Consider the following 23,888-nt stretch of genomic DNA (forward strand, 5'->3'; position numbering starts at 1 on the left):
TCTAGCTGCGGCCAGCTACAGGCGCTTGCTGACGCTGTTTGATCTGCCTGCCGCGACCCATCACGAGCACGGCGATCGCTCCTGCCGCGCACAACGCAGCGAGTGGCATCAGAGCAAGTGCGTAGCTTCCCGTTGCATCGTGGATTGCACCGTAGGCGTTGACCATGATGCCGCCACCGATGAGGTTGGCGAGTGCGCCGATCGCAGCCAGGCCGGCGGCGGCAGTACTGCTCGAAAGCCAGCCCGACACCAGCGCCCAAAATGGCCCCTTCATGGAGTAGGCGCCGATGAGCACCATGCTCAGCATGACGACCGTCGCGGGCAGCGAGGAGGTGAACAACGCCAGGAGCAGACCTGCCGTGATCAACAGCAGTGTGGCCGAAGTATGCCAGCGTCGTTCATGAGTGCGATCCGAACTGCGGCCCCAGATGACCATGGCGACGGAAGCGATCCCGTAAGGGATAGCGTTGGTGAAGCCGATCTGCAGGTTGGTCAGGCCAAAGGTCTTCAGCAACTGCGGTGCCCAGACACTCATCGTACTGCCAGCTGCAGATGCGCCCGAGTAAATGAGAGCCATGACCCAGATGTCCTTATGCTTGAGCAATTTCCACAACGACATGTGACCGATATTGGTCTTTAACTTCCGCTCTTCGTCCAGGCGATTCACCAGCCAGTTGCGCTGATCATCGCTCAGCCATGTTGCTTGCGATGGACGATCGGTGAGGACAAACAGGCAGGCGATGCCCAGCAGGACGGCGGGGATACCTTCGAGAATGAATAGCCAGTGCCAGCCGCGCATGCCCATCCAGCCATCCAGGGTAAGCAGATAGCCCGAGAGAGGCGAGCCCAGGAAGTTCGCGCCCGGGATGGCGACCATGAAGATTGCAACCATGCGAGCACGGTAGGCCGCTGGCAGCCAGTAGGTCATGTACAACAGCACGCCTGGGAAAAAGCCGGCTTCAGCCGCCCCCAATAGAAAGCGCATGAAGTACAGCGAGTTGGCGCCCTGCACAAAGGCCGTGCCGGCTGAGACCAGGCCCCAGGTGATCATGATGCGGGCGATCCAGATCCGTGCGCCGAACTTTTGCAATGCCAGATTGCTCGGCACCTCCACCAGGAAATACGAAACGAAGAACAGGCTGCTGGCGAATCCGAAAATCGCAGGGCTCAGGCCCAGGTCATGATTCATTTGTAACGACGCCATCCCGATATTGCCGCGATCAATGATCGCAATCAGGTAGCAGAGAATGAGAAAGGGGAGAAGCCGCCAGGCGACCCGACGCATTGTGGCGCGTTCGAGTTCGCTGACGGGAGCATTCGTTTGTGCCGAGGCCATGGTGCTCTCCTGTGCTTGTTTTTGTGGAGAAACGGTGGGTGGTACAGCCCCGCGAAGGTGCCGGGGCACGGGAAAAAACAGTCAGTTATCGAGCAACTGGCGATTCACGATGCATCGCGGATCGAGCGCAGTGCCTTCCCAGATCTGAACGATTTGCTCGACTGCAAGCAGACCCACGCGCTCGCGAGCCTCGCTGGTGTTTGCGCCGACGTGCGGCGTCGCCACCAGGTTCGGCAAGCCCCACAGCTCGCTCTCGGCAGGCGGTGGCTCCGGGTTGAACGTGTCGAGACCGGCACCGGCAATTCGCTGGGTTTGCAGCGCACGGATCAAGGCCGGGGTGTCGACCAGCTCACCCCGCGCCGTATTGATCAGAATGGCGTTTGGACGCATGCGGTTGAGCTGTGCTGCGCCGATCAGGTTGCGATTCTGGTCGGTCAATGGGCAATGCAGGCTGATGATATCGCTTGAGTCGATCAATCGGTCGAAGTCAGTTTCCCGTTCTACATAGGGACGATCGGGGAGCGTCTTCAAGTACGGGTCGAACACGTTGACCTTCATCCGCAAAGGCGCGACCAGATCCATCAGGATCGCACCGATTGCCCCCAGCCCCACCAGCCCCAGCGTCTTGCCGAACAACTCCATACCGTTAGCCGTGGCCTTGTCCCAATGACCTTTGCGGGTACGAGCATCCAGCCATGCGGTCTGGCGTGCGACGCTGAACATTAACGCAAACGCGTGCTCCGCTACCGACTGGGCATTGGCCCCAAGAGCGATGGTGACCGGCACTTTTTTCTCAGCCGCCGCCTGAATGTCGATTGTGTCGTAGCCCACACCGTGTTTGGCGATGGCTCTGAGGTTCGAGGACGCCTCGATCATTTCCCGCGTGAGTTTTCCTTGCCGAACGATGATTGCATCGGGCTGCTCATCGCGGATGACCGAGGTCAGTTCGGCAGCCGGCAGGTAGGGGACGGTCGGGACAATCTTGATGCCCCGTTCGCTTGCGTAGCTCATGGCGTCATGCGCCAGGGCTGGGCCTGTGAGGAGAATCTTGCGGGTCATGGGTGCGTACCTTGTTCTTATGGCGTTCACGTTCGTGATGCGGCTGGACGCAATGTCGTATCCAGTTTTTGCACCCTATCATAATGAAATGGCGTTTCAATAACTAATTGTTCGTGCAGATGAGTGGCGTATCAAACCAGTTTTCAGGGTGTTGCATCGATCAAAACGAAATGCAATTCTAAAAAGACAAGAGGCTTGCCCGGTGGCAGCACACAATTTCAAGAGAGAGATGCCCCATGACGATTGGATTCCAGGTTCTGAACGCCGCACGCAAGGTCAGCGCAGAGTGGGTTGCCCGATTTCGCGAGGTGCCGGTCGCTAACGTGAGCGACTCCATGAACCGAATGACCGCCGGCGGGGCCCGTCTGCGGCCAATGCACAGCAAAGGGGTGCTGGCCGGGCCCGCTCTGACTGTGAAGGCGCGGCCAGGCGATAATCTGATGCTGCACTACGCCATCGACATCGCTGAGCCTGGCGACGTCATCGTTGTGGATGCGGGCGGGGACCTTAGCAACGCGCTGATCGGCGAAATGATGGTGGCTTACGCGGTCAAGCGTGGCGTTGCCGGGATCGTGATCAATGGCGCAATCCGGGATGCGGGCAGTATTGGCGCAGGCACATTCCCGCTGTTCGCCGCCGGCGTTTCACACCGAGGCCCATATAAAGACGGCCCTGGCGAAATCAACGTTCCTATCGCCATCGATGGCATGGTCATTGAAGCCGGCGACCTGGTGATTGGCGATGAGGACGGGCTTCTGTGTGTCCCTTACGATCATGTGGCAGACGTATATGACCGGGCTGCTGCGAAGCACCATGCGGAGCAGAAGCAACTCGATCAGATCGCACAAGGTAAGAACGACCGTTCGTGGGTTATCGAGTCATTGAAAAAGAAAGGCTGCCAATTGCCAGCGTGATGCAGCGTTCTTGTCCTGTCATCAACTGGCGGTCGCATCAGGCTTCAGCTCAACAAAATCCCCCGCGCCATGCCGGTCGCGGCGATCACGATGATCACCATCAACGCCGCTTCCATGTGGCTGATGCGTGCGAAACGCCGTGAGCGGGAGGTGTCGATGGGCTGGTTTCGCTTGAACGCGATACGCCATTTGATCAGGGCGAACATCGGCACGATTTCCAGCGCGAGAATCGCGACGAATGCTGTCATTTTCAGGTGAAACAGCGGCTGGTGCAGGTAATAGAACGAGCCTTTTTCCAGTCCACCGAACGCCCGAAACGCTCCCGTGATGAGCAGGAGCCCGGCCGACACGCCCCAAATGTTGTCGACCACGAACACATCGCGAAAGGAGCGCGGATCGTCGGTGCGCAGCCGCCGCAGCGCCCGCCCTCGCGCCAGGACCGCCGCCAACGCAAAGCCGAAAGCCAACAAGTGCAACGCAGCCACAACCCATTTAATGAGCATGGTTCAACTCCCCCGAGCGATGTCTAGAGCAAGCGTCAACAGAGCAAGCTTAGCGGGTGATTGCCGTTATGCGTTGTTGCACAGCTCACGACGTCGTTATTGAAAGGGTCCGATGCAAATCGTTGTCATCTGTCATGTTTGTCGTGACTTCGGTGACGGCTCGGGCGCACGAAGTCAACGTAAAAAGCGGAAATGCCAAACAGCGATATTGCAGCAACAATGATCAGACCGATGACTGAGTTATCCACGTTGATCATCCATCAAAACGCCCCGCAGGCAGAGACGCTATTGATCCCGTTAATGCGCGATACCGCAATGAATACGACGGCTTCTTTACGCGATCTAGGATACCCATGACGCAACTTATACAACGGTGGCGTCGGGCGGGTATAAAACCACCGCAGCGCGAAGTTTGTCTGCACCGAAACAACTCATGCCCACGAACGCCGGATGGCTGACCGGCATGTATTGGCAGTCCATCGCCCGACGTTGCTGACTGTGATCGACATCAGGATCATGCAAATACACGAAGTCGTCGTCGCAACCGGCGACCAATACCCAGTGCGGGGCCTTGGAGCGCGTCAGCCGATAGCTGCTGATCAGGACCAGCGCGAGGGCACGACTGGCTTGCAGCTGCGACAGGTTGAGTGCGGCGCTGCCTAAATGGCGCACTCGGCTGTCAGCCAGTTCGCGACTGAATTCCTCGTGCACCAGGCGCATGACCTCGCGTTTTTCCTCGCTGCGCACGCCTGCCAGAAACAGAGGGCCCCTGACCGACACTTGCAGCCCGACATCGAAGCCGCGCCGCAAAGCCGCCAGTGCCAGGCCTTGTGGGCTGCAACCGCCATGGCCTGACGTCATGAACACCGTGGTCGCCTCCCGCCAGATCTGCACCTCCTCATGACGCTGCAGGGAACGCCCTGGCTGCAAGGCCTTCATGGCCATCAGCAGGCACGCGGGCCCACAACTGAAATCCAGGGTCTGCGCGTAGTAGGGCACTTGTCGGGGAACGCTCTCGGCGAAGTCGCGGATGCGCTTTTCGTAGCGCAGCGCCGGCGCATGGTCTGCGTAGTAATCGTCGATGTGATCGAACAGGCGATAGCCATTGCGCTCGTACAGGCGGATCGCCGAGGGGTTATCTGGCCGCACTTCAAGGCGCAGGTAAGCGCACTCACGACTCACGGCGCAGTGCTCGGCCCGCTCAAGCAACTGCTGGCCCAGTCGCTGGCCGCGCGCGTGTTCGCTGATGGCGAGGGAGTAAAGCCGGCCCAGCGAGGTGCCGCGATGAAACAGGACCAGTGCATAACCCGCCAGACGAGTATCGGCTTCGGCCACCAGCAGGCAAGCGTTGGCGCGACTGACCATCCACTGAAAGTTGCGCGCATTCAATCGATCAGTTTCAAAGCACTGATTCTCCAGGGCCAACAGTTCATCCACATCGGACAGTTGGGCGAGGCGATATATAAAGTTCATGTCGGCGACCGTAAAGAGTGAGTAACGAAACGGGACATTTCTACAAAGCCATGTTTTATAGAAAGGACTTGTTTCCCGAAGGGTCCACTCATGAATGCGGTGCCGGTGAAGACCGAAGTATCAACACACGCTCAACGTTCGGCAACTTTTAATATTGAATCGCTGCGGGCGGTCGCTGCCCAGAGTCAGTTGCTCATTGTGGTAGAGCGTCTTGAGGACTGGTCCTCCTACTTGCCCAGCGAAGACCTCATCACGGCGCAGGATTACCTCGAAAACCCCTTGCAAAGCGGTGCCGGCAAGCGGGTTCAGGTGATCAATCTGTGCCGCAGTTATCGCTACCTGGGGCACGGTTATTACTGCTCGCTACTGGCTGAAGCACGCGGGCACAACGTGATTCCGTCGGTCAAGACCATCAGTGAACTGGCACGAAAATCACTTTACAGTCTGGCACTGGATGACCTGGACAAACGCCTGGAACATGCCCTGCGGGACCATCCCTATGACGACACCGAAGGGTTTACGCTCAGCCTTTACTTCGGACAGACCGACCTTGTCCCGTTGCAGGACCTGGCCAGACAGGTGTTCGAAGCCTTTCCCGCACCGATTTTGCTGGTGGAATTTCGCAAGCGCGACAGCTGGCACATCACAGGGATCAAGACCGGTTCCATGACCCGCTTGCGTGATCACCAGCAGGATCAGTTCGCTCAGTCGCTGGACAGCTTCAGCCGCAAGATCTGGCGCCAGCCACGTTCGCGTCGCACGTTTCGCTATGACCTGGCGATCCTGCATGACCCGCAAGAGGTGTTGCCGCCTTCCAACCAGAAAGCCCTGGAGAGCTTCATCCGCGTCGGCCGGCAACTGGGCGTCGACGTCGAGCTGATCGAGAAAAAGGACTACGCCAGGCTCGCCGAGTACGACGCGTTGCTGATTCGTGAAACCACGAGCGTCGACAACCACACCTACCGGTTTGCCAAGAAAGCCGAAAGCGAAGGCCTGGTGGTGATGGACGATCCAGCGTCGATCCTGCGCTGCACCAACAAGGTGTATCTGACTGATCTGCTCAAGCGTCACGGCCTGGGCATGCCCGCCACGGAGGTGCTGTACAAGGAACGACCCGAAGAACTGGAGCAAGTGGCGCGACGCCTGGGGTTTCCGCTGGTCCTTAAAATCCCGGACGGCTGTTTCTCCAAAGGGGTCATCAAGGTGCAGAACGCTCAGGAGATGCAGGAGGCGGCGAGCACGCTGTTCGAGCACTCTGTGCTGTTGCTGGCGCAGGAATACCTGTACACCGAATACGACTGGCGGATCGGGGTGCTGAATCGCAAACCGATTTTCGCCTGTCAGTACTTCATGTCCAAAGGGCACTGGCAGATCTACAACCACAAGGCCACAGCCGCCGACATCAATGGCGAATGCCGTACGCTCGCCATTCACGATGCACCAAAAGCCGTGGTGGATCTGGCGGTCAGGACCGCCAATCTCATCGGTGACGGCCTGTACGGCGTCGACCTCAAGCAGTCGGACGAGCGGGTGGTGGTGATCGAGGTCAACGACAACCCCAACCTGGATGCGGGCATCGAAGACGCCTGGCTGCAGGACGACCTCTACGTGCTGGTCCTCGAAGAGTTCATACGTCGCCTGGACGTCAAACGTCGCGGTCTGGCGAGCTGAGCCCTTGATCAACTACCACGGACTTGAGGCGGGCACCTTGCGTGAGTGCACTGAACAGCACGCGAGCGTGCTCTGGTGCAGCCATCCCGACACGGCGGAGAAGTACAGCATGATGACCACGCCGGTTCCCTGGTGGATCAGCTACCCGGCCTTGCTGCCTGGCATGGCCGGGCTGGGCGTGGCGATGGTGGTGGTGCTCAAGCCCATGGCCAACAGCAAGGCTTGAGCGGCGTTCGCTCAGTTCGCTTCTTTGACGGCGCTCAGAAATGCACAAGTGCGTTCCTGTTGCGGGTTTTCGAAGATCTGCGACGGCGAACCCTGTTCGTGGATCTGGCCCTTATAGAAGAAGCACACCCGGTCGGCGAATTCCCGGGCAAACCCCATCTGGTGCGTGACCATCAGCATCGTCAGCTTGTGCTCGGCGCCGAGTTTGCGGATGACGTTGAGCACTTCGCCGCACAGCTCAGGGTCCAGCGCCGAGGTCACTTCGTCGAACAGCATGACTTTGGGCCGCATCGCCAGCGCGCGGGCGATCGCCACCCGTTGTTGCTGGCCGCCGGAAAGCTGCGAAGGGTAGTGATCGAGCTTGGCGCCAAGACCCACCAGTTCCAGCAGATCGGCGGCGCGCTCACGGGCTTCCTTGGCCTTCATGCCCAGCACATGCACCGGCGCTTCGATGACGTTCTGCAACGCGGTCATGTGCGGGAACAGGTTGAAGCTCTGGAACACCATGCCAATCTTGCCGCGCACCTTGCGGATATGCCGGTCGTTGGCCGGCACCAGCAAGCCGCCGCGCCCCGGCATGTGGGTCAGCGACTCGCCGTCGACCTGAATCTGCCCTTCGTCGATGCCTTCCAGGGTCATCAACACCCGCAGCAGGGTGGATTTACCGGAGCCGCTGGGGCCGATGATCGCGACTTTCTCGCCGGGGGCGACGTCCAGGTTGAGCTTGTCCAGTACGGTGAAGCTGCCGTAACGCTTGGTCACGTCCTTGAAGCTCACCAGTGGCTGAGCGCTGTGGGACAGGGGCATGGCGTTGGCCTCATGGGGTTGCGCCGTCGCTGCCAGTTGCGTGAATTGCGAGAAGGCAGCCGACGAGGTCGATACGGTAGAAGTCATTAGCGTAGCTCCAGGCGCAATTCGAGGCGCCGTACCAGATAGGCCAGAACAATGCTCAAAGCCAGGAAGAACAGACCGACCATGGTGATCGGCTCGAGATAACGGAAGCTTTCCGAGCCGATGTTTTTCGCCTGTTGCATGATCTCCACCACGGTGATCGCCGACAGCACCGGGGTGTCTTTCAACATGGCGATCAGGTAGTTGCCCAGCGGCGGCAGAATCGGCCGGAACGCCTGGGGCAGGATGATGTTGCGATAGGCGATGTAGGGCGTCATGTTCAGCGCGGTGACCGCTTCCCACTGCGCGCGGGGCACGGCATCCAGACCACTGCGATAGACCTCGGCGATGTAGCAGGCGTAATGCACGCCAATGCCGATGATGCCCACCTGCATGGCCGTCATGCTCAACCCGTAGTTGGGCAGCACGTAATACAGGAAATACACCTGAATCAGCAGCGGGGTGCTGCGGATGAACTCGATCACCAGCGTGGTCGGCCAGGACAGCCAGTAGTGCTTGCTGCGGCGGCCTAGTGCCAGAAACAGGCCGAGCACGATGGCGATCACGAAGCCGATCAGGGTGATGCCCAGGGTGTTGAGCGAAGCGCGCAGCAGCTCGGGGAGAATCTGCAGGGCGTATTGCCAGTCGAAGAGATCGTTCATGACAGACCTCCGCGCATCCGCCCGCGACTCAGGCGCCGCTCAAAACGGCGCATGGCGAAGTTGATCAACTGCGCCATGACGAAATACATGATCAACGCCAGAGTGAAGATCTGCAGGGTTTCGAAGGTCGCCTGATCGAGCTGACGCGCCCGGAAGCTCAGGTCCGACAGGGTGATCAGCGACACCAGCGAGGTGTTCTTCAACAGTTCGATCAGCAAGTTGGTGCCCGGTGGAATCGCCGCCAGCAAGGCCTGCGGCAGGATGATCCGGCGAAAACGCGTGAAGGCCGTGAAGTTCAACGCAACGCTGGCTTCGTATTGCCCCTTGGCGACCGAACTGATCGCACCGCGCATGACCTCGGCCCCGTAGGCGCCGATGTGCAGGCCCAGCCCGACGATGGCCACCGCGAAGGGGCTCATCTCGATATTGAACGGTGGCAGTGGCAATACGAAGAACAGCCAGAACAATTGCACCAGCAGCGAGGTGCCGCGAAACAGTTCGATGTACGCAATGGAAAACCAGCGCAACGGCCGCCAGGGCGACATCCGTCCCAGTGCGGCGAGGATCGCGGCGACGATGGCCAGCAACGATCCGTAAAACGTGACCTGGAGCGTGACCCAGGCGCCTTGCAACAACAGCGGTAGTAATTCGCCCATGGCTCGACCCAGTACTCAGGTGTACGCAGGGAATGGGCGCAGCTCGCGGGAGCCGCGCCCGGCGTGGTTCAGATCGACGCGATCACTGACCGCAAAGCTCGGCGGCCGTCTTGGTGGTGAGGTTGTCCTTGTCGAAACCGAAGGGCGCGACGGCCTTGAGGTGATCCTCGGTGCCCAGCCATTTTTTCAGCTCGGCATTGACCGCATCACGCAGGTCCTTGTCTTCCGGGCGGAAGGCCAGGGCGCCATAACCGATGTGCGATGGATCGTCCTTGAAGTCGGTTTCGGCCATCACCTTCTCGCCACCCTTGCTCGCCAGACCTTTCATGGTCAGTTGCGTACCCACCGCCGCATCGGCGCGACCGGCGCGCACGGCCTGCAGTTGCGCGGTGGTGTCCGGCACCTGAAGGATCTGCGAATCCTTGACGCCGCTGTCACGGGCGTATTGCAGGTTCACGGTCCCGGCCATGATCGCCAGCTTCACATCGGGGTTCTTGGCGACGTCTTCATAGCTGTGCAGGTTTTTCGGATTGCCTTTCTCCACCAGCAGAGCGTCCGGCAACTGGTATTGCGGATCGGTGAAGATCACCTGCTTGCAGCGCGCCGGGGTGATGTACATGCCGGCGGCAATCACGTCGAAGCGACCGGCGCGCAGGCCGGGAATCAACGAGCCCCATTCTGTGAGCACGCCGTCGACCTTCTTGATACCCAGTTTGGCGAAGATGATCTTGGCGATCTCCGGCGATTCGCCGGTCACGTTGCCGTTGGTTTCGGTGTAGGCGAAAGGCGATTCGTTGGCGTAGCCGATACGGATGGCGCTGTTGGCCTTGACCGTTTCCAGCGTGGACGCCGCCTGAGCGCCGGCGGTCAGGCCGAACAACGCACAAGCCACGAACAGGCGACGCAGGGGAAGGGTGACACTGTGTGCGAAATTGCTCATCGAAAAAATCTCCTGTTTCTTGTGGACCCGTTGCAAACGGCTCTGTGTTAGGAGGCAGTGACGCTAAGCGCAAAACGTACCGGGGCGGGCTTTTGTGTGCCTGTCATACGGCTGGGGCCGTACCCGTACAAGTCGATATGAACGTTTTTGACTGCGATGATGGCAGTTTTGCTTCGACCTGACCTGAGCATACAAAAGGTCTGCCAGGCATTGCATTGCACTAGGACAATTGCCTGCTGTGTATTCTCAGGAGATGCTGCGTACAAGAGGTGTCGCGTTGGGCCTGATGTTTAGGGGCATGAATTTCTTCTGTAGCAGTCCGGCTCGCCGGCGGTGATGGCCTCAGGATCGCCACCGCCGGCAAGCCGTGCTGCTACAGAGGTTTTGCGTAGGGCCTTGATGTTCGGGACATGATTTTATTCTGTAGCAGTTCGGCAAGGTGATCAGGCAATGATGGAGAAATGGCGAGCAGCCGTGGATCAGGCCCGGGGTGGCGAGTCCAAATACAAGATTCTGGTGCAGGCCATCGCCAGCGACATCGAAAAGGCCGTGCTGGTCGACGATCAACGCCTGCCACCGCAGCGCCAGGTCGCCGACGCCGTTGGCATCAGCGTGCAAACCGTGACCAACGCCTATAAAGAGCTGGAGCGCCAGGGCCTGGTGCGTTGCGAAGTAGGGCGCGGCAGTTTCGTCTCGCGGCGCATGAGCGACCGGGTCGCCACGTACATTCTCGACAGCTCCGAACGGGCGCTGGTGGACTTCTCGACCGCTCGCATCATGCACACCCGCGAGCACGACCGTTTCTGGCGTGACACCTGCGCCGAACTCAGCACCGAAGAGGATCAACCGTGGATTCGCGCCTGTCGCCCCATCGCCGGTTTCGAGTCCCATCGTGAAGCGGCCGTGCACTGGATCGGGCGTCAGGGACTGAAGGTCGAACGCGATGACATCCTGATCACCAACGGCGCGGCCCACGGCATTTTCCTCGCCCTGGCGTCGCTGGCCGGCCCTGATGACGTGGTGCTTTGCGAGGGCCTGACCGACCACGGCGTGATCGGCGATTCACAGGTGTTGGGGTTCACCCTCAAAGGCCTGGAAATGGACCGCTACGGCATCGACCCCGAGCACTTCGAGGACATGTGCAGCAACGAGCGAATCACCGCGCTGGTCTGCACACCGAACCTGAACAACCCCACCACCAGCCTGATGCCGGACAGTCGCCGCCGAGAGATCGCCGACATCGCCCGGCGTTTTGGCGTGCACATCATCGAGGACGATGTGTATGGCCCGCTGCTCGACGAAAACCGTGCACCGCCCATCAGTCACTATCTGCCGGAGCTGTCGTTCTATTGCACCAGCATGACCAAGTCGATCCTGACCGGCATGCGCATCGGCTTCCTCACCGTGCCCAAACGCCTGGCACTGCGCACCGAAAGCATCTTGCGGGTCAACAGCTGGATGGCCACACCGATGATGGCCGAAGTCGCCGCCCGCTGGATCCGCGACGGTCGCGCCGACACCTTGCTGCGTCTGCAGCGTCGTTTGTTGAACGGGCGACAGGCAATGGTCAGCGAATACCTGAGCGAATACATTCAGGGCCAGCACCCCAACTCGCTGAACACCTGGATCGGCATCCCTGGCCACTGGGAACTCGACAGCCTGGTGCGCACCTTGCGTCAGCGTCACATCGCCGTGGCCTCACCCGACCCGTTCACCGTGCGCGGTGTACCCAGAGCACGAGGCGTGCGCCTGTGCGTCGGGGCCGAATGCACGGATGAAGAGATGCGCGAAGCGCTGATCAGCATGCGCGAGATTTTCGGGCAGTACCCGAGCATTCATGATTTCTAGGCTCGACGCAAAATCAGTAGCAGTCCGGCTTGCCGGCGGCAGCGCCAGTGAGGATGCCTCTCCCGGCAAACCCATCTGTTACGACAGAAAAAAGATTTTCCGAAAAATTGCCCTAGTACATTCATCAGCACAATTTCCCGCTTTTAGACTGCGACCAACGCACAGGTCGGGACGCGGTCATGTCAGGGTTGCAGCTCAACGATGTCTATCTCGCTCGTCAGCGCATCGCCTCGCTGGTACGGGTCACGCCCATGGACCCTTCGCCGAGTCTGTCGAAACAGCTCGGCGTACCGGTTTACCTGAAGCTGGAGTCGCAGCAGATCACCGGCAGCTTCAAACTGCGCGGCGCAAGCAATGCCATCGCGCAACTGAGCACCGGGCAACGCGCCAAGGGCGTCGTTGCCGCCTCGACCGGTAATCACGGTCGCGCCCTGGCTTACGCCGCCTCGCAACTCAACGTCAAAGCCACCATCTGCCTCTCGCAATTGGTGCCCCCCAACAAGGTCCAGGCCATTCGCGACCTCGGTGCCGAGGTCTGCATCATCGGCCGCTCCCAGGACGACGCTCAGCGCCAAGCCGAACGTATCGCAGGAGAGCAGGGCGCTGCGTTGCTGCCGCCCTTCGATCATCCGGCGATCATCGCCGGGCAAGGCACGCTGGGTCTGGAGATCATCGAACAGGTCCCGGATGTCGCTCAGGTGCTGGTGCCCTTGTCAGGTGGCGGGCTGTTCGCCGGCGTGGCCCTGGCGCTGAAATCCGCCAACCCGAACATTCGCTTGCACGGCATCTCGATGCAGCGTGGCGCTGCCATGCACGCCAGCCTTCAGGCCGGCCAGCCCATGGAAGTCGAAGAACTGCCGACCCTCGCCGATTCGCTGGGCGGCGGCATCGGTCTGGACAACCAATACACCTTCGCCATGACCCGCGATCTCTGCGATCAGGTGCATCTGCTCGACGAAGCGTCCATCGCTAACGGCATCCGTCATGCGTATTTCCAGGAGCGCCAGGTCGTCGAAGGGGCTGCCGCGGTCGGCATCGGCGCGTTGCTCGACGGCCTGATTGAACCCCGCGGACCGATTGTCGTGGTCGTCAGCGGACGCAACGTCGACCTTGAACAGCACCTGCGTGTGCTGGCCGGAGCCAACCAATGAGTGAAGTCACCCTGTTGAGCGAAAGCGATCTGCGCGCCTGCGTTGCGCTGGATGTCGCGAGCGTGGACGCCATCGAACAGGCGTTTCGTCTGCTGGCGACGGCCGCCGTGGCAATGCCGCCGATCCTGCGTCTGGACATTCCCGAGCACAACGGCGAAGTCGATGTGAAGACCGCTTATCTTCCGGGACTGGAGCGCTTCGCAATCAAGGTCAGCCCCGGCTTTTTCGACAACCCGAAACTGGGTCTGCCCAGCCTCAACGGCATGATGATGCTGCTGTCGGCGCGCACCGGTTTGCTCGATGCCCTGCTGCTCGACAATGGCTACCTCACCGCCGTGCGCACAGCCGCAGCGGGCGCCGTTGCAGCACGCTGGCTGTCCCGCGAAAACAGCCGCAGCGTGGCGCTGATCGGCGCTGGCGAACAGGCCGCGTTGCAATTGCAGGCGCTGCGTCTGGTCCGGCCTATAGACGAGGTGCGGATCTGGGCTCGGGATGCCTCCAAGGCCGAAGGTTTCGCCGCGCAACTGGGCCATGCGTCGCCACTCACGATTCGCCCGTGCGTGAGCGTCGACCAAGCCATGGACGGCGCCGACATCGCGATCACCTGCACCCCCAGCCGCGAGCCCTTGATCGAGGCGCGCCATCTGCAACCTGGCCTGCACATTACCGCCATGGGCTCCGACGCCGAACACAAGAACGAAATCGCCGCGCAGGCACTGGCCCGGGTCGACCGCTACGTCGCCGACCGCCTGAGCCAGACCCGCGTGCTCGGCGAACTGCATCACGCGCTGGCCGCAGGGGCGGTGAGCGATGAAACGGGTTTCGCCGAGCTGGGCCAGATCATCGCCGGGCAGAAGCCGGGGCGTAACAATGCCGGGCAAATCACCCTGTGCGACCTCACCGGCACCGGCGCTCAGGACACCGCCATCGCCAACCTGGCGTTCGAGCGGGCGCTGGCGGCAGGCAAGGGGCTGCGTTTCGGTGGCTGAACTTTCAAAACAACGTCAATCAGTGCGTCATCTACAGAGGGCATCTAGATGTCTCAGATAGTCGTCAATCTTCCCTTTTCACGGGATGAATACGCCCAGCGACTGGCCAAGGTGCGCCGGTCGATGCAGGAGCAGGGGATCGAATTGCTGGTGGTCACCGACCCGTCCAACATGGCCTGGCTGACCGGCTATGACGGCTGGTCGTTCTACGTTCACCAGTGCGTGTTGCTGGCGATGGACGGCGAGCCGGTCTGGTATGGCCGTGGTCAGGATGCCAACGGCGCCAAGCGCACCGTGTTCATGCAGCACGAGAATATCGTCGGCTATCCGGACATCTACGTGCAGTCCCGTGAGCGCCACCCGATGGACTACCTGTGCCAGGAAGTCATCGGCCCGCGCGGCTGGAGCGGGTTGAACATCGGCGTAGAAATGGACAACTACTATTTCAGTGCCGCTGCCTACCTGTCGCTGAAAAAACACCTGCCCAACGCCACGCTGCTGGACGCGGTAGGTCTGGTCAACTGGCAGCGGGCGATCAAGTCGCCGCAGGAGATCGAGTACATGCGCATCGCGGCGCGCATCGTCGAGAACATGCACGGGCGCATCTACGAGCGCATCGAGCCGGGCATGCGCAAGAACGAGCTGGTGGCCGAGATNTACCCGGCCATCGTGCCGTTGCTGCCCACCGGTGCCGACGCCAGCGCGCCGCACCTGACCTGGGACGACACGCCGTTCGAGAAGGGCGCGGGGACATTCTTTGAAATCGCCGGGTGCTACAAGCGCTATCACTGCCCGCTGTCGCGAACGATCTATCTGGGCCAGCCGCCCAAGCATTTCATCGAGGGCGAAAAGGCCGTCGTCGAAGGCATCGCTGCCGGGCTGGACGCGGCCAGGCCGGGCAACACCACCGGCGACATCGCCAGGGCGTTCTTCGGTGTGCTGGAGAAATTCGGCATCCATAAAGACAGCCGCTGTGGCTACCCGATCGGTATCAGCTATCCGCCTGACTGGGGCGAGCGCACCATGAGCCTGCGCCCGAGCGACACCAGCGTGTTGCAGGCCGGCATGACGTTCCACTTCATGCCGGGGCTCTGGATGGACGACTGGGGGTTGGAGATCACCGAGAGCATCCTGATCACCGAAACCGGCGTGGAAACCCTGTGCAACGTGCCGCGTCAGTTGTTCGTGAAGGATTGACCGATGAACGATCTCACCGATAACCCGATCAGCGCGACCGTCGATTTCAGCCTCGACGGCGTGCAGCACGGTTTCCTGAAACTGCCGTATTCCCGGGACGATTCAGCCTGGGGCGCGGTGATGATTCCGGTCACCGTGATCAAGCGAGGTCAGGGGCCGACCGCCCTGTTGACCGGGGGCAACCACGGCGATGAATACGAAGGCCCGGTGGCGCTGAGCAAACTGGCGCAGCGCCTGAGCGCCGAAGAGGTCAGCGGGCGGGTGATCATCATCCCGTTCATGAACACACCAGCGTTTCAGGCCGGTCGGCGCACGTCGCCCATCGACAAAGGCAACCTCAATCGCAGCTTTCCCGGCAAGCCCGACGGCACGGTCACCGAGAAAATTGCCGACTATTTTCGGCGCAGCTTATTGCCGCTGGCAGACATCGTGCTGGACATCCATTCCGGTGGTCGGACCCTGGACTTTCTGCCGTTCGCCGCCTGCCATGTGCTGCCGGACAAACATCAGCAAGCGCAGTGCGAGGCGGGGATGCAAGCGTTCAACGCGCCATACAGCATGCGCATGCTGGAACTCGATGCGGGTGCGATGTACGACACTGCCGCCGAGCAGCAAGGCAAGGTGTTCGTGACCACGGAACTGGGGGGCGGCGGTTCATCCAGCGCCCGCAGCGTGGCGATTGCCGAACGCGGCGTGCGCAATCTGTTGGTTCACGCCGGGATTGTGCAAGGCGAGATCGAACGCCGTCCGACGGTGATGCTGGACATGCCCGATGGCAGCTGCTTCGTGGCCAGCGAGCACGACGGCCTGCTGGAAATGTGCCGCGACCTGGGGGATCAGGTGCGCAAGGGAGAGGTGATTGCCCGCATTCACGACATCAAGCGCACGGGGGCGGCGCCGGTGGAATACCGTGCAGGGCGTGATGGATTGCTGGCGGCCCGGCATTTTCCGGGGCTGGTGCAGTGTGGGGATACCGTGGCGGTGGTGGCCGAGGTGATCAGTTGAAACCCTGCCAGGTGCGCGTGAGCTTGCTCGCGATTCGCCGTATCAGACGTTGTTGTACTGACTGAAGAACCGCCATCGCGAGCAAACACACTCCTACCGTATTGCGGCCGCTCAGGCCGCAATCAAACGCGTCAATCCGACGCCTGAAGCCCTTTCTGCTTCATCACCAGATTCTTTTCCTTCTTGTACTGCAACGCCACTTCCGGCGCCGGACCGCTCTTGCCGGTTTCCATCCACAGGCGCATGCGGCTGGCGTCGGCGAAGTGGGTGTACTTGCCGAACGCGTCGAGGATCACCACCGACACCTGACGGTTGGCCATACTGGTCAGCAGCACCAGACAGTGCCCGGCCTGATTGGTGAAACCGGTCTTGGTCAGCTTGATGTCCCAGTTCGACTTGCGCACCAGATGGTCAGTGTTGCTGAAACCCAGGGTGTAAGTCGGCTTGCGGAAGGTCACGGTCTTTTCCGGGGTGGTGCTCAGCTCGCTCAGCATCGGGTAATTGCGTGCCGCCAGCGCCAGCTTGGTCAGGTCGCGCGCGGTCGAGACGTTGAACACCGACAGCCCGGTGGGCTCCATGTACACGGTATGGCTCATGCCCAGCGCCTTGGCCTTGGCGTTCATCGCCTTGATGAACGCCGGATAGCCGCCCGGATAGCTGTGGGCCAGGCTCGCCGCCGCACGGTTCTCCGAGGACATCAGGGTAATGAGCAGCATGTCGTGGCGATTCAGTTCACTGCCCAGCTTGACCCTGGAAAACACGCCCTTCATTTCGGCGGTCTGAGAGATGTCGACCTTGATCATCTCGTCCATCGGCAGCTTGGCATCGAGCGTGACCATGGCCGTCATCAGTTTTGTCACTGAAGCGATCGGCACGATCACGTCAGGGTTACTCGAATACAGCACCTGACCGGATTTGAGGTCGGTGATCATCGCGCTGCCGGAGGCCAGATGAAGATTGGCCGGATCACGATTGAAGGCAGCAGGTTCGTTCGCAAGTACACCGGTGGACAGTGCGGCGCCTGTCAGAGCAAATATCAGGCTGATAAGTGATGTGCGAATTTTCAAGAGCAAAGCTCACTATTAATGAGAGATAGCGTGGAAGGTCGAACTTTTCTCAAGAACGACAACAAGATCGGCGCATTTTAGGAGCATGTTTCCAATGATGTCGATGGGGGCCGGCGGCCGTTTGAGCAATAAAAGCGGTGCGTATGGCATTCGTTCAGGTTGGTGATGGAAAAACCCTGTATTTAAACCGGTGGCCTCGATATTCATGGCACTTGCGCCGGTCACCGATTAGCATTCCACGCCATCCAAACCTGTCCCTCACATTGACCTAGGAGTTGCGCAATGCCCAAGGGTTTTATCAGCAAGGATTACGCTGCGTTGGTAGTGGTCGCGGCGATCGTTGCGGTGCTCTTGCTCGTGACTGGGCTGTTCGTGAAACCCTCCGACTGGGCCGGCTGGATTCAGGCCATCGGCTTGATGGTCGGCCTGATGATCGCGATCAGCGTGCCGGCGATCCAGCGTCGCCAGGACCAGATCGCACAGCAGAAGGAGGTCCGTGCCCGTGAAACCGGATATTCCCGACGCATGCAATACCTGTGCGGCGAGCTCAACGAAATGCTGGCGAAGATCACCGTCAATCTGGTGCACCTGCGCGCTTCCGACCGCCATCGTCTGCAACGCACGCTGGAAGACTACCTGCATCGCCTGTTCGAATCCCACAAGCTGGATCAGAACGACGACCGCGTGGTCATCGCTCACGAACTGCGCCTGGTTGCCAACGACATGATCGAGGAACTCGAAAGCGGCCGTTCAGATCGCGTCGTGCTCGGCGCACTGGAAAAACGCCTGCAGAAACTCGCCCACCGCTGCCAGGTCAACGCCACCCTCGCCGAACGCGCGTGAGTCGCTCTCCATTCGGGGAGGTGAGGCAGATACGTCCGGTGTCCGGCAAAAGAAACAGGCAAAAAAAAGCCCGCGTCAGGGGATGCGGGCTAAAGGGAAGTGCGGAGCAACGCACGATTACAGGGAATAGCGAAATTCAGTTCTCAGCTATTGAGCTGACGAGTCTCCAACCGCTGCGACAGTTCCTGCGCAGCCGGCAACGAAAGAAGCGGACCACTGACGGGCTCACCGTTCTGCACGAGGTACCAGCACGCCAACAGACCGCGCTCACGAAGCTGTGCGGGGACTGCGCTGCCAACTACCGACATGATTTGAACCTTGGTCATAAATGCCTCCATCAATCTATGGCGCTACTTTACGACCGGATCGCAACGAGCAGAAATCACTGCGCTCGATAGTCGTCATTGATGCGCAGGACGTCAGGTTTTGCACAGAAGGCTGGAAGGAAAAGAACAACGGATCACAACTTGGGACATTGTGCCCTGCACAGGTACGGCGTAATGCCGATCCCGGAAACGACGACCCCGCCTGTTGGGCGGGGTCGTGTATTCAGCAGTCTGGTCTGGGATGGAGGGGCGCTGTTACCAGCGGCCACCACCATGATAATACCCAGGAGGTGGGCCGTAAGGGCGTGGCGGGCCATAGTAACGAGGGCCATAAACCACCGGGCGCTCGACCACATAGGCAGGTTGATAATAAACAGGTGGCGGTGGTGGCGCGTAATACACAGGCGCCGGCGCGACATAAACTGGGGCAGGTGCTGCGTACACCGGAGCAGGGGCCGCATACACAGGGCCGGAAGCCACTGCTGCGCCAACCACGCCGCCGACGACTGCGCCGATCACTGCCGCTCCACCCCAGCCTGGACCGCCGCCATGGGCTTCAGCCTGGCCTGCAAGGGCGAGGGCACCTAACAACAAGGCAACCTTGGGGATGTGACGAATCATGACTGTTCCTCGGTGTTCAGTCCCGTTGTCGCGAGCCTGCGTTACGCTCAGGCACTGCCACGGGATAACTACTCAGACAACGGGTTTCGAAATATCTGCGAAGCCGCTGCGTAAATTTTGTGTAAGGTATTCGACGACATTGATGACAATTGCCCCGGCCAGCGCCGCAAGCAACTGAATTCTACGCCTTTATCAAGGCGTCACCTATTACCGTTGAGGAGATTTCATGTCCGTCACTGCAAGCAAGGAGACTGTCCTGTGCATGTCTCTCGCGGGTCGTCCCGGCAACTTCGGTGTGCGCTTTCATAATCATCTGTATCAACAACTGGGCCTGAACTTCTATTACAAGGCCTTCTCACCGAGCGACTTGCCAGCGGCCATCGCCGGGATGCGTTCGCTGGGTATTCGCGGCTGCGGCGTGTCGATGCCGTTCAAGGAAGACTGCATTGCCCTGATCGACGAGATGGACCCTTCGGCCGCGGCGATCCAGTCGATCAACACCATCGTCAACACCGAAGGCCATCTCAAGGCCTATAACACCGACTACATCGCGGTGGCGCAACTGGTCGAAACCCATGCCGTGCCACGCACCCGCTTCGCCTTGCGTGGCAGCGGCGGAATGGCCAAGGCCGTGGCCTGCGCCATGCGCGATGCCGGGTTCACCGATGGGCTTATCGTGGCCCGCAATGAACAGGCGGGCAGGGCCCTGGCCCAGACCTGCGGCTTCGAGTGGCAGCCTGACCTGGGGGACGAGCGCCCGCCATTGCTGGTCAATGTGACCCCGTTAGGGATGATGGGCGATCAGGCCGATAGGTTGGCGTTCGACGCCTGCGCCATTGAGGCCGCAGACACTGCGTTCGACGTGGTCGCCAGTCCAGCCCGCACGCCGTTCATTCAACAGGCGGAAAAGTACGGCAAACGCTTGATCACTGGCGATCAGGTCGCCGCGATTCAGGCGCTGGAGCAGTTCATTCTTTATACCGGCGTGACGCCGACCGAGGAGCAATACCAGGCGGCTGCGGCGTTCGCCCGGGGGTGAAGCCGGGGGCACCGGACTGCTTGAATCACCTGTAGCAGTCCGGTTTGCCGGCGGTGGCGCCATTCGAATCGCCACCGCCGGCAAACGGAACGCCGCCCGGCCGGACTGCTACCTTCAGTGCAAGTGCATGACCAGTCGCGCGGGTCACCCCTCAAGCTTCGCCAACCGCTCCTCCAGCAGCGCAAGCCGCGCTTCGAGTTCTTCGACCCGTTCCGCCAGCGCCGAGCTGCCACCGCTCGCGCGTTCGGAGGGGTTCTGCCGCGCCGCAAGTATCGCTTCCATGTCCGCCGGATCCCCCAAGGCATGCATGTAGCGATCCTCGCGCTGCCCGGCCTGTCTGGGAATCAGCACGGCCAGGCCTCGCCCGATCAACCGTTCAAGCTGATGGATAACCGCGTCGGTATCCTCAAAGTCATGCATGCGGTTACTGCGGGTCAGCAGTTCATTGACCGTCTGCGGGCCGCGCAAAAACAACAGGCCGGTGAGGATTAGCTGCGCGGGTACCAGTTCCAGCGTCTTGTCGACCCTGTGTTCATAACGGTCGGCGCGACTGCCCATCACCAGACGGGTCAATTGCAGGCCTTCCAGCGCACGCAGGCTTTGCCCGACCTGGCCGGGGGTGAGGTTCATCACCGGTTCCCGACTGGTTTTCTGATTGCACGCCAGTACCAGAGCGTTGAGGGTCAGCGGGTAGGTCTCGGGATTGGTCGCCTGCTTCTCGATGAGGCAACCCAGAATCCGTACTTCGGTGCTGTTCAGCTGCAGCGCCTTGGAGCCCGCGGCAGTGTTCTGGGCATCGTTCTCAAAATCCGGCTCGGTAGACATGGCGCTTTCCCTAAGCGTTGAAAAGGCTATGAGGGTAGGGGCTGGATGAGGTAAAAGACAAGCCGCGTTCGCATGCTCTCCATGTGACCTCATCAATCAGGAACTGCCATGACTATTTCCCTGTACGCCGCTTCGATTCCTGTCTTCAAGCAAATGCTCACTGCACTGGGTGCTGTTCTGGCCAAGGGCGAGGCTCACGCGACTGCCAGGAACATCCAGCCGGACGCCTTGCTGCAAGCGCGCCTGTTCCCGGACATGTTCCCGCTGGTACGTCAGGTGCAGATCGCCGTGGACTTCGCCAAAGGCGCCGGCGCACGTCTGTCCGGTATCGAGCCGCCAAAATACGAAGACACCGAAACCACCTTCGCCGAGCTGCAAGCCCTGCTGACCAAGGTGCTGGCGTTCCTCGATACCGTGACCCCCGAACAGGTCAACGGCAACGAAGAGCGTGAAATCGTGCTGCGTCCAGGCACCGACAAGGAAAAGCGTCTGAGCACTCAGACCTACCTGCTGCACTATTCGCTGCCGCAGTTCTTCTTCCACGTCACCACCACCTACGACCTGCTGCGCCACAATGGCGTGGAAGTCGGCAAGCGCGACTACATGGGCAGTTACTAAGCGATCATGCAGTGATCGGACCCAGCGTCTGATCCGGCCCGCCGTCTGAACCCTTCAGGCGGCGGCCCGCGCACTTATGCATCGATCGCCACTCTTAGATGATCTGGCCGTCACGATCCCGCAGGCCGGGCGGCTGGTGACGCTGTTCGCTTTTACCGTGGCCCGCTTCTAATCGGTAAATAGCTGGCGTCGGGCGCCTTCGGTGATCGCAATAATGCCGGGGTGCTTGACCTTGCGCTCAACCGAGATCGCGTAAAACGACTCGGTCACGGCGTCAGTCTGCCCGATCAGCTCGACGTCGTACTGCTCCATCACCTCATCGGCGATCACGCTCGGTGCGATGAAAATCCCGCTGCCGGATTTGCCAAACGCTTTCATCAAGGCGCTGTCATCGAACTCGCCCACGATCTTGGGCTGCACGTTCTGTTCGGCGAACCAGCGCATCAAGCGGCTGCGCACCACGGTCTGCTGGCCCGGGATCAGCAACGGCGCGCCCTGCATGCCATGGGGGAAATTCTGCCCATAGGCTTTTGCCAGCGCAGCGGTGGCAAAAAAGCTCACGCCACATTCGCCCAGTTTCTGGCTATAGCCTTTAATGTCCAGATGGCTCGGCATTGGGCTGTCGGAGATCACCAGATCCAGGCGCTGAATCGCCAGATCCGCCAACAGCCTCTCAAGCTGGTCTTCGCGGCATGTGATGCGGATCGGCTCGCTCAATTCCATGGTCGGCGCGATCAGACGATAGACGATGGATTTGGGGACTACGTCCGCCACACCCACACGAAACAGGATGTGTTGTTCGTCCGGCTGTGCGCGCAGGACGGCCTCAAGTTCGTTGCCCAGCTGAAACATCTGCTCGGCATAGGGAAGGGCAACACGACCGGTTTCCGTCAGCTCCAGTTGGCGACCGACCCGTTTGAACAACTCCACGCCGTAGGTCTGTTCCAGCAGGCTGATTTGCCCGCTGATGGTCTGAGGCGTGAGGTTCAGTTGCTCACAGGCGCGTACGATGCTGCCGGTCTTGGCCACCACCCAGAAGTAGTGCAGTTGGCGATAATTGAGCATAAACGCCTCACTTCGTGAAAACCGAAGTATACGCCTGAAAAATACGAATTTTCCTGAAGTGTTCGCATCCCTAGAATGCCGGCTTATCTTCTCGAACCAACCTGGACAATCGGTATATGGAATATCTTCTGGAATTGGCCGCTAGCCCCACCGCGTGGGTAGCGCTGGCGACACTGGTGGTGATGGAAATCGTGCTGGGTATCGATAACCTGATCTTCATCTCGATCCTGACCAACAAATTGCCGGTGCATCAGCGCACCAAAGCGCGCCGTATCGGTATCAGCATGGCGCTGATCTTGCGCCTGGGTCTGTTGACCACAGTGGCCTGGATCGTCCAGCTGACTGAACCGGTCATTGAAGTGTTCGGCCAGATGTTCTCCTGGAAAGACATGATCCTGATTGCCGGTGGCCTGTTCCTGGTGTGGAAGGCGACCACTGAAATCCACCACAGCGTGGACATCAAGAGCGAGGAGGAAAAAGCGCTTTCCAACACCGTGATTATGGGCATGGCGGCGGCAATCGGTCAGATCCTGATGCTGGACCTGGTGTTCTCCATCGACAGCATCGTCACCGCTGTGGGCATGACCGAACATTTGCCGATCATGATCATCGCCGTGATCTCTGCCGTGATCGTGATGCTGGTCGCTTCCGAGCCTCTGGCGAAGTTCATCAACGACAACCCGACCGTGGTGATGCTGGCGCTTGGCTTCCTGATCATGATCGGCATGACCCTGATCGCCGAAGGTTTTGGCGCTCATGTGCCCAAGGGCTATGTGTATACCGCGATGGCGTTCTCCGCGCTGATCGAAGGTCTGAACATGCTGGCGCGCCGTGCTCGCCAGCGGCGCCTTGAAGCGGAGGCTCAGGCTCAGAAGGTCTGACCGCCAGTTCGTAGCTCGCAACAAAAAACGGTCGGTGATGGGGCCTCCATCATCGACCGTTTTTTTATCTACCCGTTTTTGTA

25 protein-coding genes and 1 pseudogene are annotated in these 23,888 nt (G+C 60.3%); 13 read left to right on the plus strand and 13 right to left on the minus strand.

The annotated features are described in order from the left end of the window. Position 1: 1 nt before the first annotated feature. Both D3M70_RS05430 and D3M70_RS05435 read right to left on the minus strand, forming a co-directional pair. Positions 2-1,336: an MFS transporter gene (locus D3M70_RS05430; RefSeq protein WP_120124875.1), complete on the minus strand. Its 1,335-nt coding sequence runs from the start codon at positions 1,334-1,336 to the stop codon at positions 2-4. Between the two features lie 81 nt (positions 1,337-1,417). Further along, positions 1,418-2,395, minus strand: a complete 978-nt coding sequence (locus tag D3M70_RS05435; RefSeq protein WP_120124876.1) for a hydroxyacid dehydrogenase — start codon at positions 2,393-2,395, stop codon at positions 1,418-1,420. Between the two features lie 236 nt (positions 2,396-2,631). Here D3M70_RS05435 and D3M70_RS05440 point away from each other — a divergent pair, with 236 nt between their 5' ends. Further along, positions 2,632-3,309 carry an RraA family protein gene (locus D3M70_RS05440; protein ID WP_120124877.1) on the plus strand — a complete coding sequence of 226 codons (678 nt, stop codon included), beginning with the start codon at positions 2,632-2,634 and terminating at the stop codon, positions 3,307-3,309. 44 nt (positions 3,310-3,353) lie between these two features. Here D3M70_RS05440 and D3M70_RS05445 read toward each other — a convergent pair whose 3' ends face one another. Together D3M70_RS05445 and D3M70_RS05450 are read right to left on the minus strand one after the other, a co-directional pair. Continuing rightward, complete coding sequence (locus D3M70_RS05445; protein ID WP_120124878.1) at positions 3,354-3,812, minus strand: DUF2214 family protein; 459 nt, start codon at positions 3,810-3,812, stop codon at positions 3,354-3,356. A 363-nt stretch (positions 3,813-4,175) separates the two neighbouring features. Then, on the minus strand, positions 4,176-5,285 hold the full coding sequence (locus D3M70_RS05450) for a GNAT family N-acetyltransferase/peptidase C39 family protein (protein WP_120124879.1): 1,110 nt from the start codon (positions 5,283-5,285) through the stop codon (positions 4,176-4,178). 90 nt (positions 5,286-5,375) lie between these two features. Between D3M70_RS05450 and D3M70_RS05455 the strand changes: the two genes are divergently transcribed. Together D3M70_RS05455 and D3M70_RS05460 are read left to right on the plus strand one after the other, a co-directional pair. Next, on the plus strand, positions 5,376-6,956 hold the full coding sequence (locus D3M70_RS05455; protein WP_120124880.1) for a RimK family protein: 1,581 nt from the start codon (positions 5,376-5,378) through the stop codon (positions 6,954-6,956). Between the two features lie 4 nt (positions 6,957-6,960). Next, positions 6,961-7,182 (plus strand): hypothetical protein, encoded by a 222-nt coding sequence (locus tag D3M70_RS05460; RefSeq protein ID WP_120124881.1) that lies wholly within the window; start codon positions 6,961-6,963, stop codon positions 7,180-7,182. Between the two features lie 11 nt (positions 7,183-7,193). Here the strand turns inward: D3M70_RS05460 and ehuA are convergent, their stop codons facing one another. The 4 genes from ehuA to ehuB all read right to left on the minus strand — a co-directional run bounded on the left by ehuA (position 7,194) and on the right by ehuB (position 10,330). Further along, positions 7,194-7,988, minus strand: coding sequence for an ectoine/hydroxyectoine ABC transporter ATP-binding protein EhuA (gene ehuA, locus D3M70_RS05465; RefSeq protein WP_120124963.1), 795 nt, complete (start codon positions 7,986-7,988; stop codon positions 7,194-7,196). An 86-nt stretch (positions 7,989-8,074) separates the two neighbouring features. After that, on the minus strand, positions 8,075-8,734 hold the full coding sequence (ehuD, locus tag D3M70_RS05470) for an ectoine/hydroxyectoine ABC transporter permease subunit EhuD (RefSeq protein WP_120124882.1): 660 nt from the start codon (positions 8,732-8,734) through the stop codon (positions 8,075-8,077). Then, positions 8,731-9,390: an ectoine/hydroxyectoine ABC transporter permease subunit EhuC gene (gene ehuC, locus D3M70_RS05475; RefSeq protein ID WP_120124883.1), complete on the minus strand. Its 660-nt coding sequence runs from the start codon at positions 9,388-9,390 to the stop codon at positions 8,731-8,733. Before ehuC ends, ehuD begins: the two co-directional genes overlap by 4 nt. Positions 9,391-9,472: 82 nt before the next feature. After that, complete coding sequence (ehuB, locus tag D3M70_RS05480; protein ID WP_120124884.1) at positions 9,473-10,330, minus strand: ectoine/hydroxyectoine ABC transporter substrate-binding protein EhuB; 858 nt, start codon at positions 10,328-10,330, stop codon at positions 9,473-9,475. Between the two features lie 453 nt (positions 10,331-10,783). On the opposite strand from ehuB, the gene D3M70_RS05485 reads away from it, so the two are divergent. The 6 genes and pseudogenes from D3M70_RS05485 (at position 10,784) to doeB (ending at position 16,520) form a co-directional block, all read left to right on the plus strand. After that, positions 10,784-12,178 (plus strand): PLP-dependent aminotransferase family protein, encoded by a 1,395-nt coding sequence (locus D3M70_RS05485; protein ID WP_120124964.1) that lies wholly within the window; start codon positions 10,784-10,786, stop codon positions 12,176-12,178. Positions 12,179-12,357: 179 nt separating this feature from the next. Continuing rightward, positions 12,358-13,329: a hydroxyectoine utilization dehydratase EutB gene (eutB, locus tag D3M70_RS05490; protein ID WP_120124885.1), complete on the plus strand. Its 972-nt coding sequence runs from the start codon at positions 12,358-12,360 to the stop codon at positions 13,327-13,329. Beyond that, positions 13,326-14,318 (plus strand): ectoine utilization protein EutC, encoded by a 993-nt coding sequence (gene eutC / locus D3M70_RS05495; RefSeq protein ID WP_120124886.1) that lies wholly within the window; start codon positions 13,326-13,328, stop codon positions 14,316-14,318. Before eutB ends, eutC begins: the two co-directional genes overlap by 4 nt. 48 nt (positions 14,319-14,366) lie before the next feature. After that, positions 14,367-14,974: aminopeptidase P family N-terminal domain-containing protein (locus tag D3M70_RS32690; RefSeq protein ID WP_256659723.1), on the plus strand; the 608-nt coding region annotated here is incomplete at its 3' end. Position 14,975: 1 nt separating this feature from the next. Continuing rightward, positions 14,976-15,515: pseudogene (locus D3M70_RS32695) on the plus strand (M24 family metallopeptidase); the annotation flags it as partial. A gap of 3 nt (positions 15,516-15,518) precedes the next feature. Beyond that, a complete protein-coding gene (gene doeB, locus D3M70_RS05505) occupies positions 15,519-16,520 on the plus strand; it encodes a N(2)-acetyl-L-2,4-diaminobutanoate deacetylase DoeB (protein WP_120124888.1) in 1,002 nt (333 codons plus the stop codon). Positions 16,521-16,651: 131 nt separating this feature from the next. Here the strand turns inward: doeB and pbpG are convergent, their stop codons facing one another. Further along, complete coding sequence (pbpG, locus tag D3M70_RS05510) at positions 16,652-17,587, minus strand: D-alanyl-D-alanine endopeptidase (RefSeq protein ID WP_165869737.1); 936 nt, start codon at positions 17,585-17,587, stop codon at positions 16,652-16,654. A gap of 282 nt (positions 17,588-17,869) precedes the next feature. Between pbpG and D3M70_RS05515 the strand changes: the two genes are divergently transcribed. Beyond that, a complete protein-coding gene (locus tag D3M70_RS05515; RefSeq protein ID WP_120124890.1) occupies positions 17,870-18,430 on the plus strand; it encodes a hypothetical protein in 561 nt (186 codons plus the stop codon). Between the two features lie 143 nt (positions 18,431-18,573). On the opposite strand, the gene D3M70_RS05520 is transcribed toward D3M70_RS05515, so the two are convergent. Beyond that, positions 18,574-18,756, minus strand: coding sequence for a hypothetical protein (locus D3M70_RS05520; protein WP_120124891.1), 183 nt, complete (start codon positions 18,754-18,756; stop codon positions 18,574-18,576). Between the two features lie 255 nt (positions 18,757-19,011). Beyond that, complete coding sequence (locus tag D3M70_RS05525; protein WP_120124892.1) at positions 19,012-19,377, minus strand: hypothetical protein; 366 nt, start codon at positions 19,375-19,377, stop codon at positions 19,012-19,014. Positions 19,378-19,603: 226 nt separating this feature from the next. Between D3M70_RS05525 and D3M70_RS05530 the strand changes: the two genes are divergently transcribed. Then, on the plus strand, positions 19,604-20,416 hold the full coding sequence (locus D3M70_RS05530; protein WP_120124893.1) for a shikimate 5-dehydrogenase: 813 nt from the start codon (positions 19,604-19,606) through the stop codon (positions 20,414-20,416). Between the two features lie 144 nt (positions 20,417-20,560). Here D3M70_RS05530 and D3M70_RS05535 read toward each other — a convergent pair whose 3' ends face one another. Beyond that, positions 20,561-21,241 carry a YceH family protein gene (locus D3M70_RS05535; RefSeq protein ID WP_120124894.1) on the minus strand — a complete coding sequence of 227 codons (681 nt, stop codon included), beginning with the start codon at positions 21,239-21,241 and terminating at the stop codon, positions 20,561-20,563. Between the two features lie 108 nt (positions 21,242-21,349). On the opposite strand from D3M70_RS05535, the gene D3M70_RS05540 reads away from it, so the two are divergent. Further along, positions 21,350-21,859: a DUF1993 family protein gene (locus tag D3M70_RS05540; RefSeq protein WP_120124895.1), complete on the plus strand. Its 510-nt coding sequence runs from the start codon at positions 21,350-21,352 to the stop codon at positions 21,857-21,859. 168 nt (positions 21,860-22,027) lie between these two features. Here D3M70_RS05540 and nhaR read toward each other — a convergent pair whose 3' ends face one another. Beyond that, a complete protein-coding gene (gene nhaR / locus D3M70_RS05545; RefSeq protein ID WP_120124896.1) occupies positions 22,028-22,924 on the minus strand; it encodes a transcriptional activator NhaR in 897 nt (298 codons plus the stop codon). A gap of 116 nt (positions 22,925-23,040) precedes the next feature. Between nhaR and D3M70_RS05550 the strand changes: the two genes are divergently transcribed. Further along, complete coding sequence (locus D3M70_RS05550; RefSeq protein WP_120124897.1) at positions 23,041-23,805, plus strand: TerC family protein; 765 nt, start codon at positions 23,041-23,043, stop codon at positions 23,803-23,805. Positions 23,806-23,888: the final 83 nt, after the last annotated feature.

The organism is Pseudomonas sp. LS-2, assembly GCF_003605735.1.
In the GTDB taxonomy this organism is placed as follows: Bacteria; Pseudomonadota; Gammaproteobacteria; order Pseudomonadales; family Pseudomonadaceae; genus Aquipseudomonas.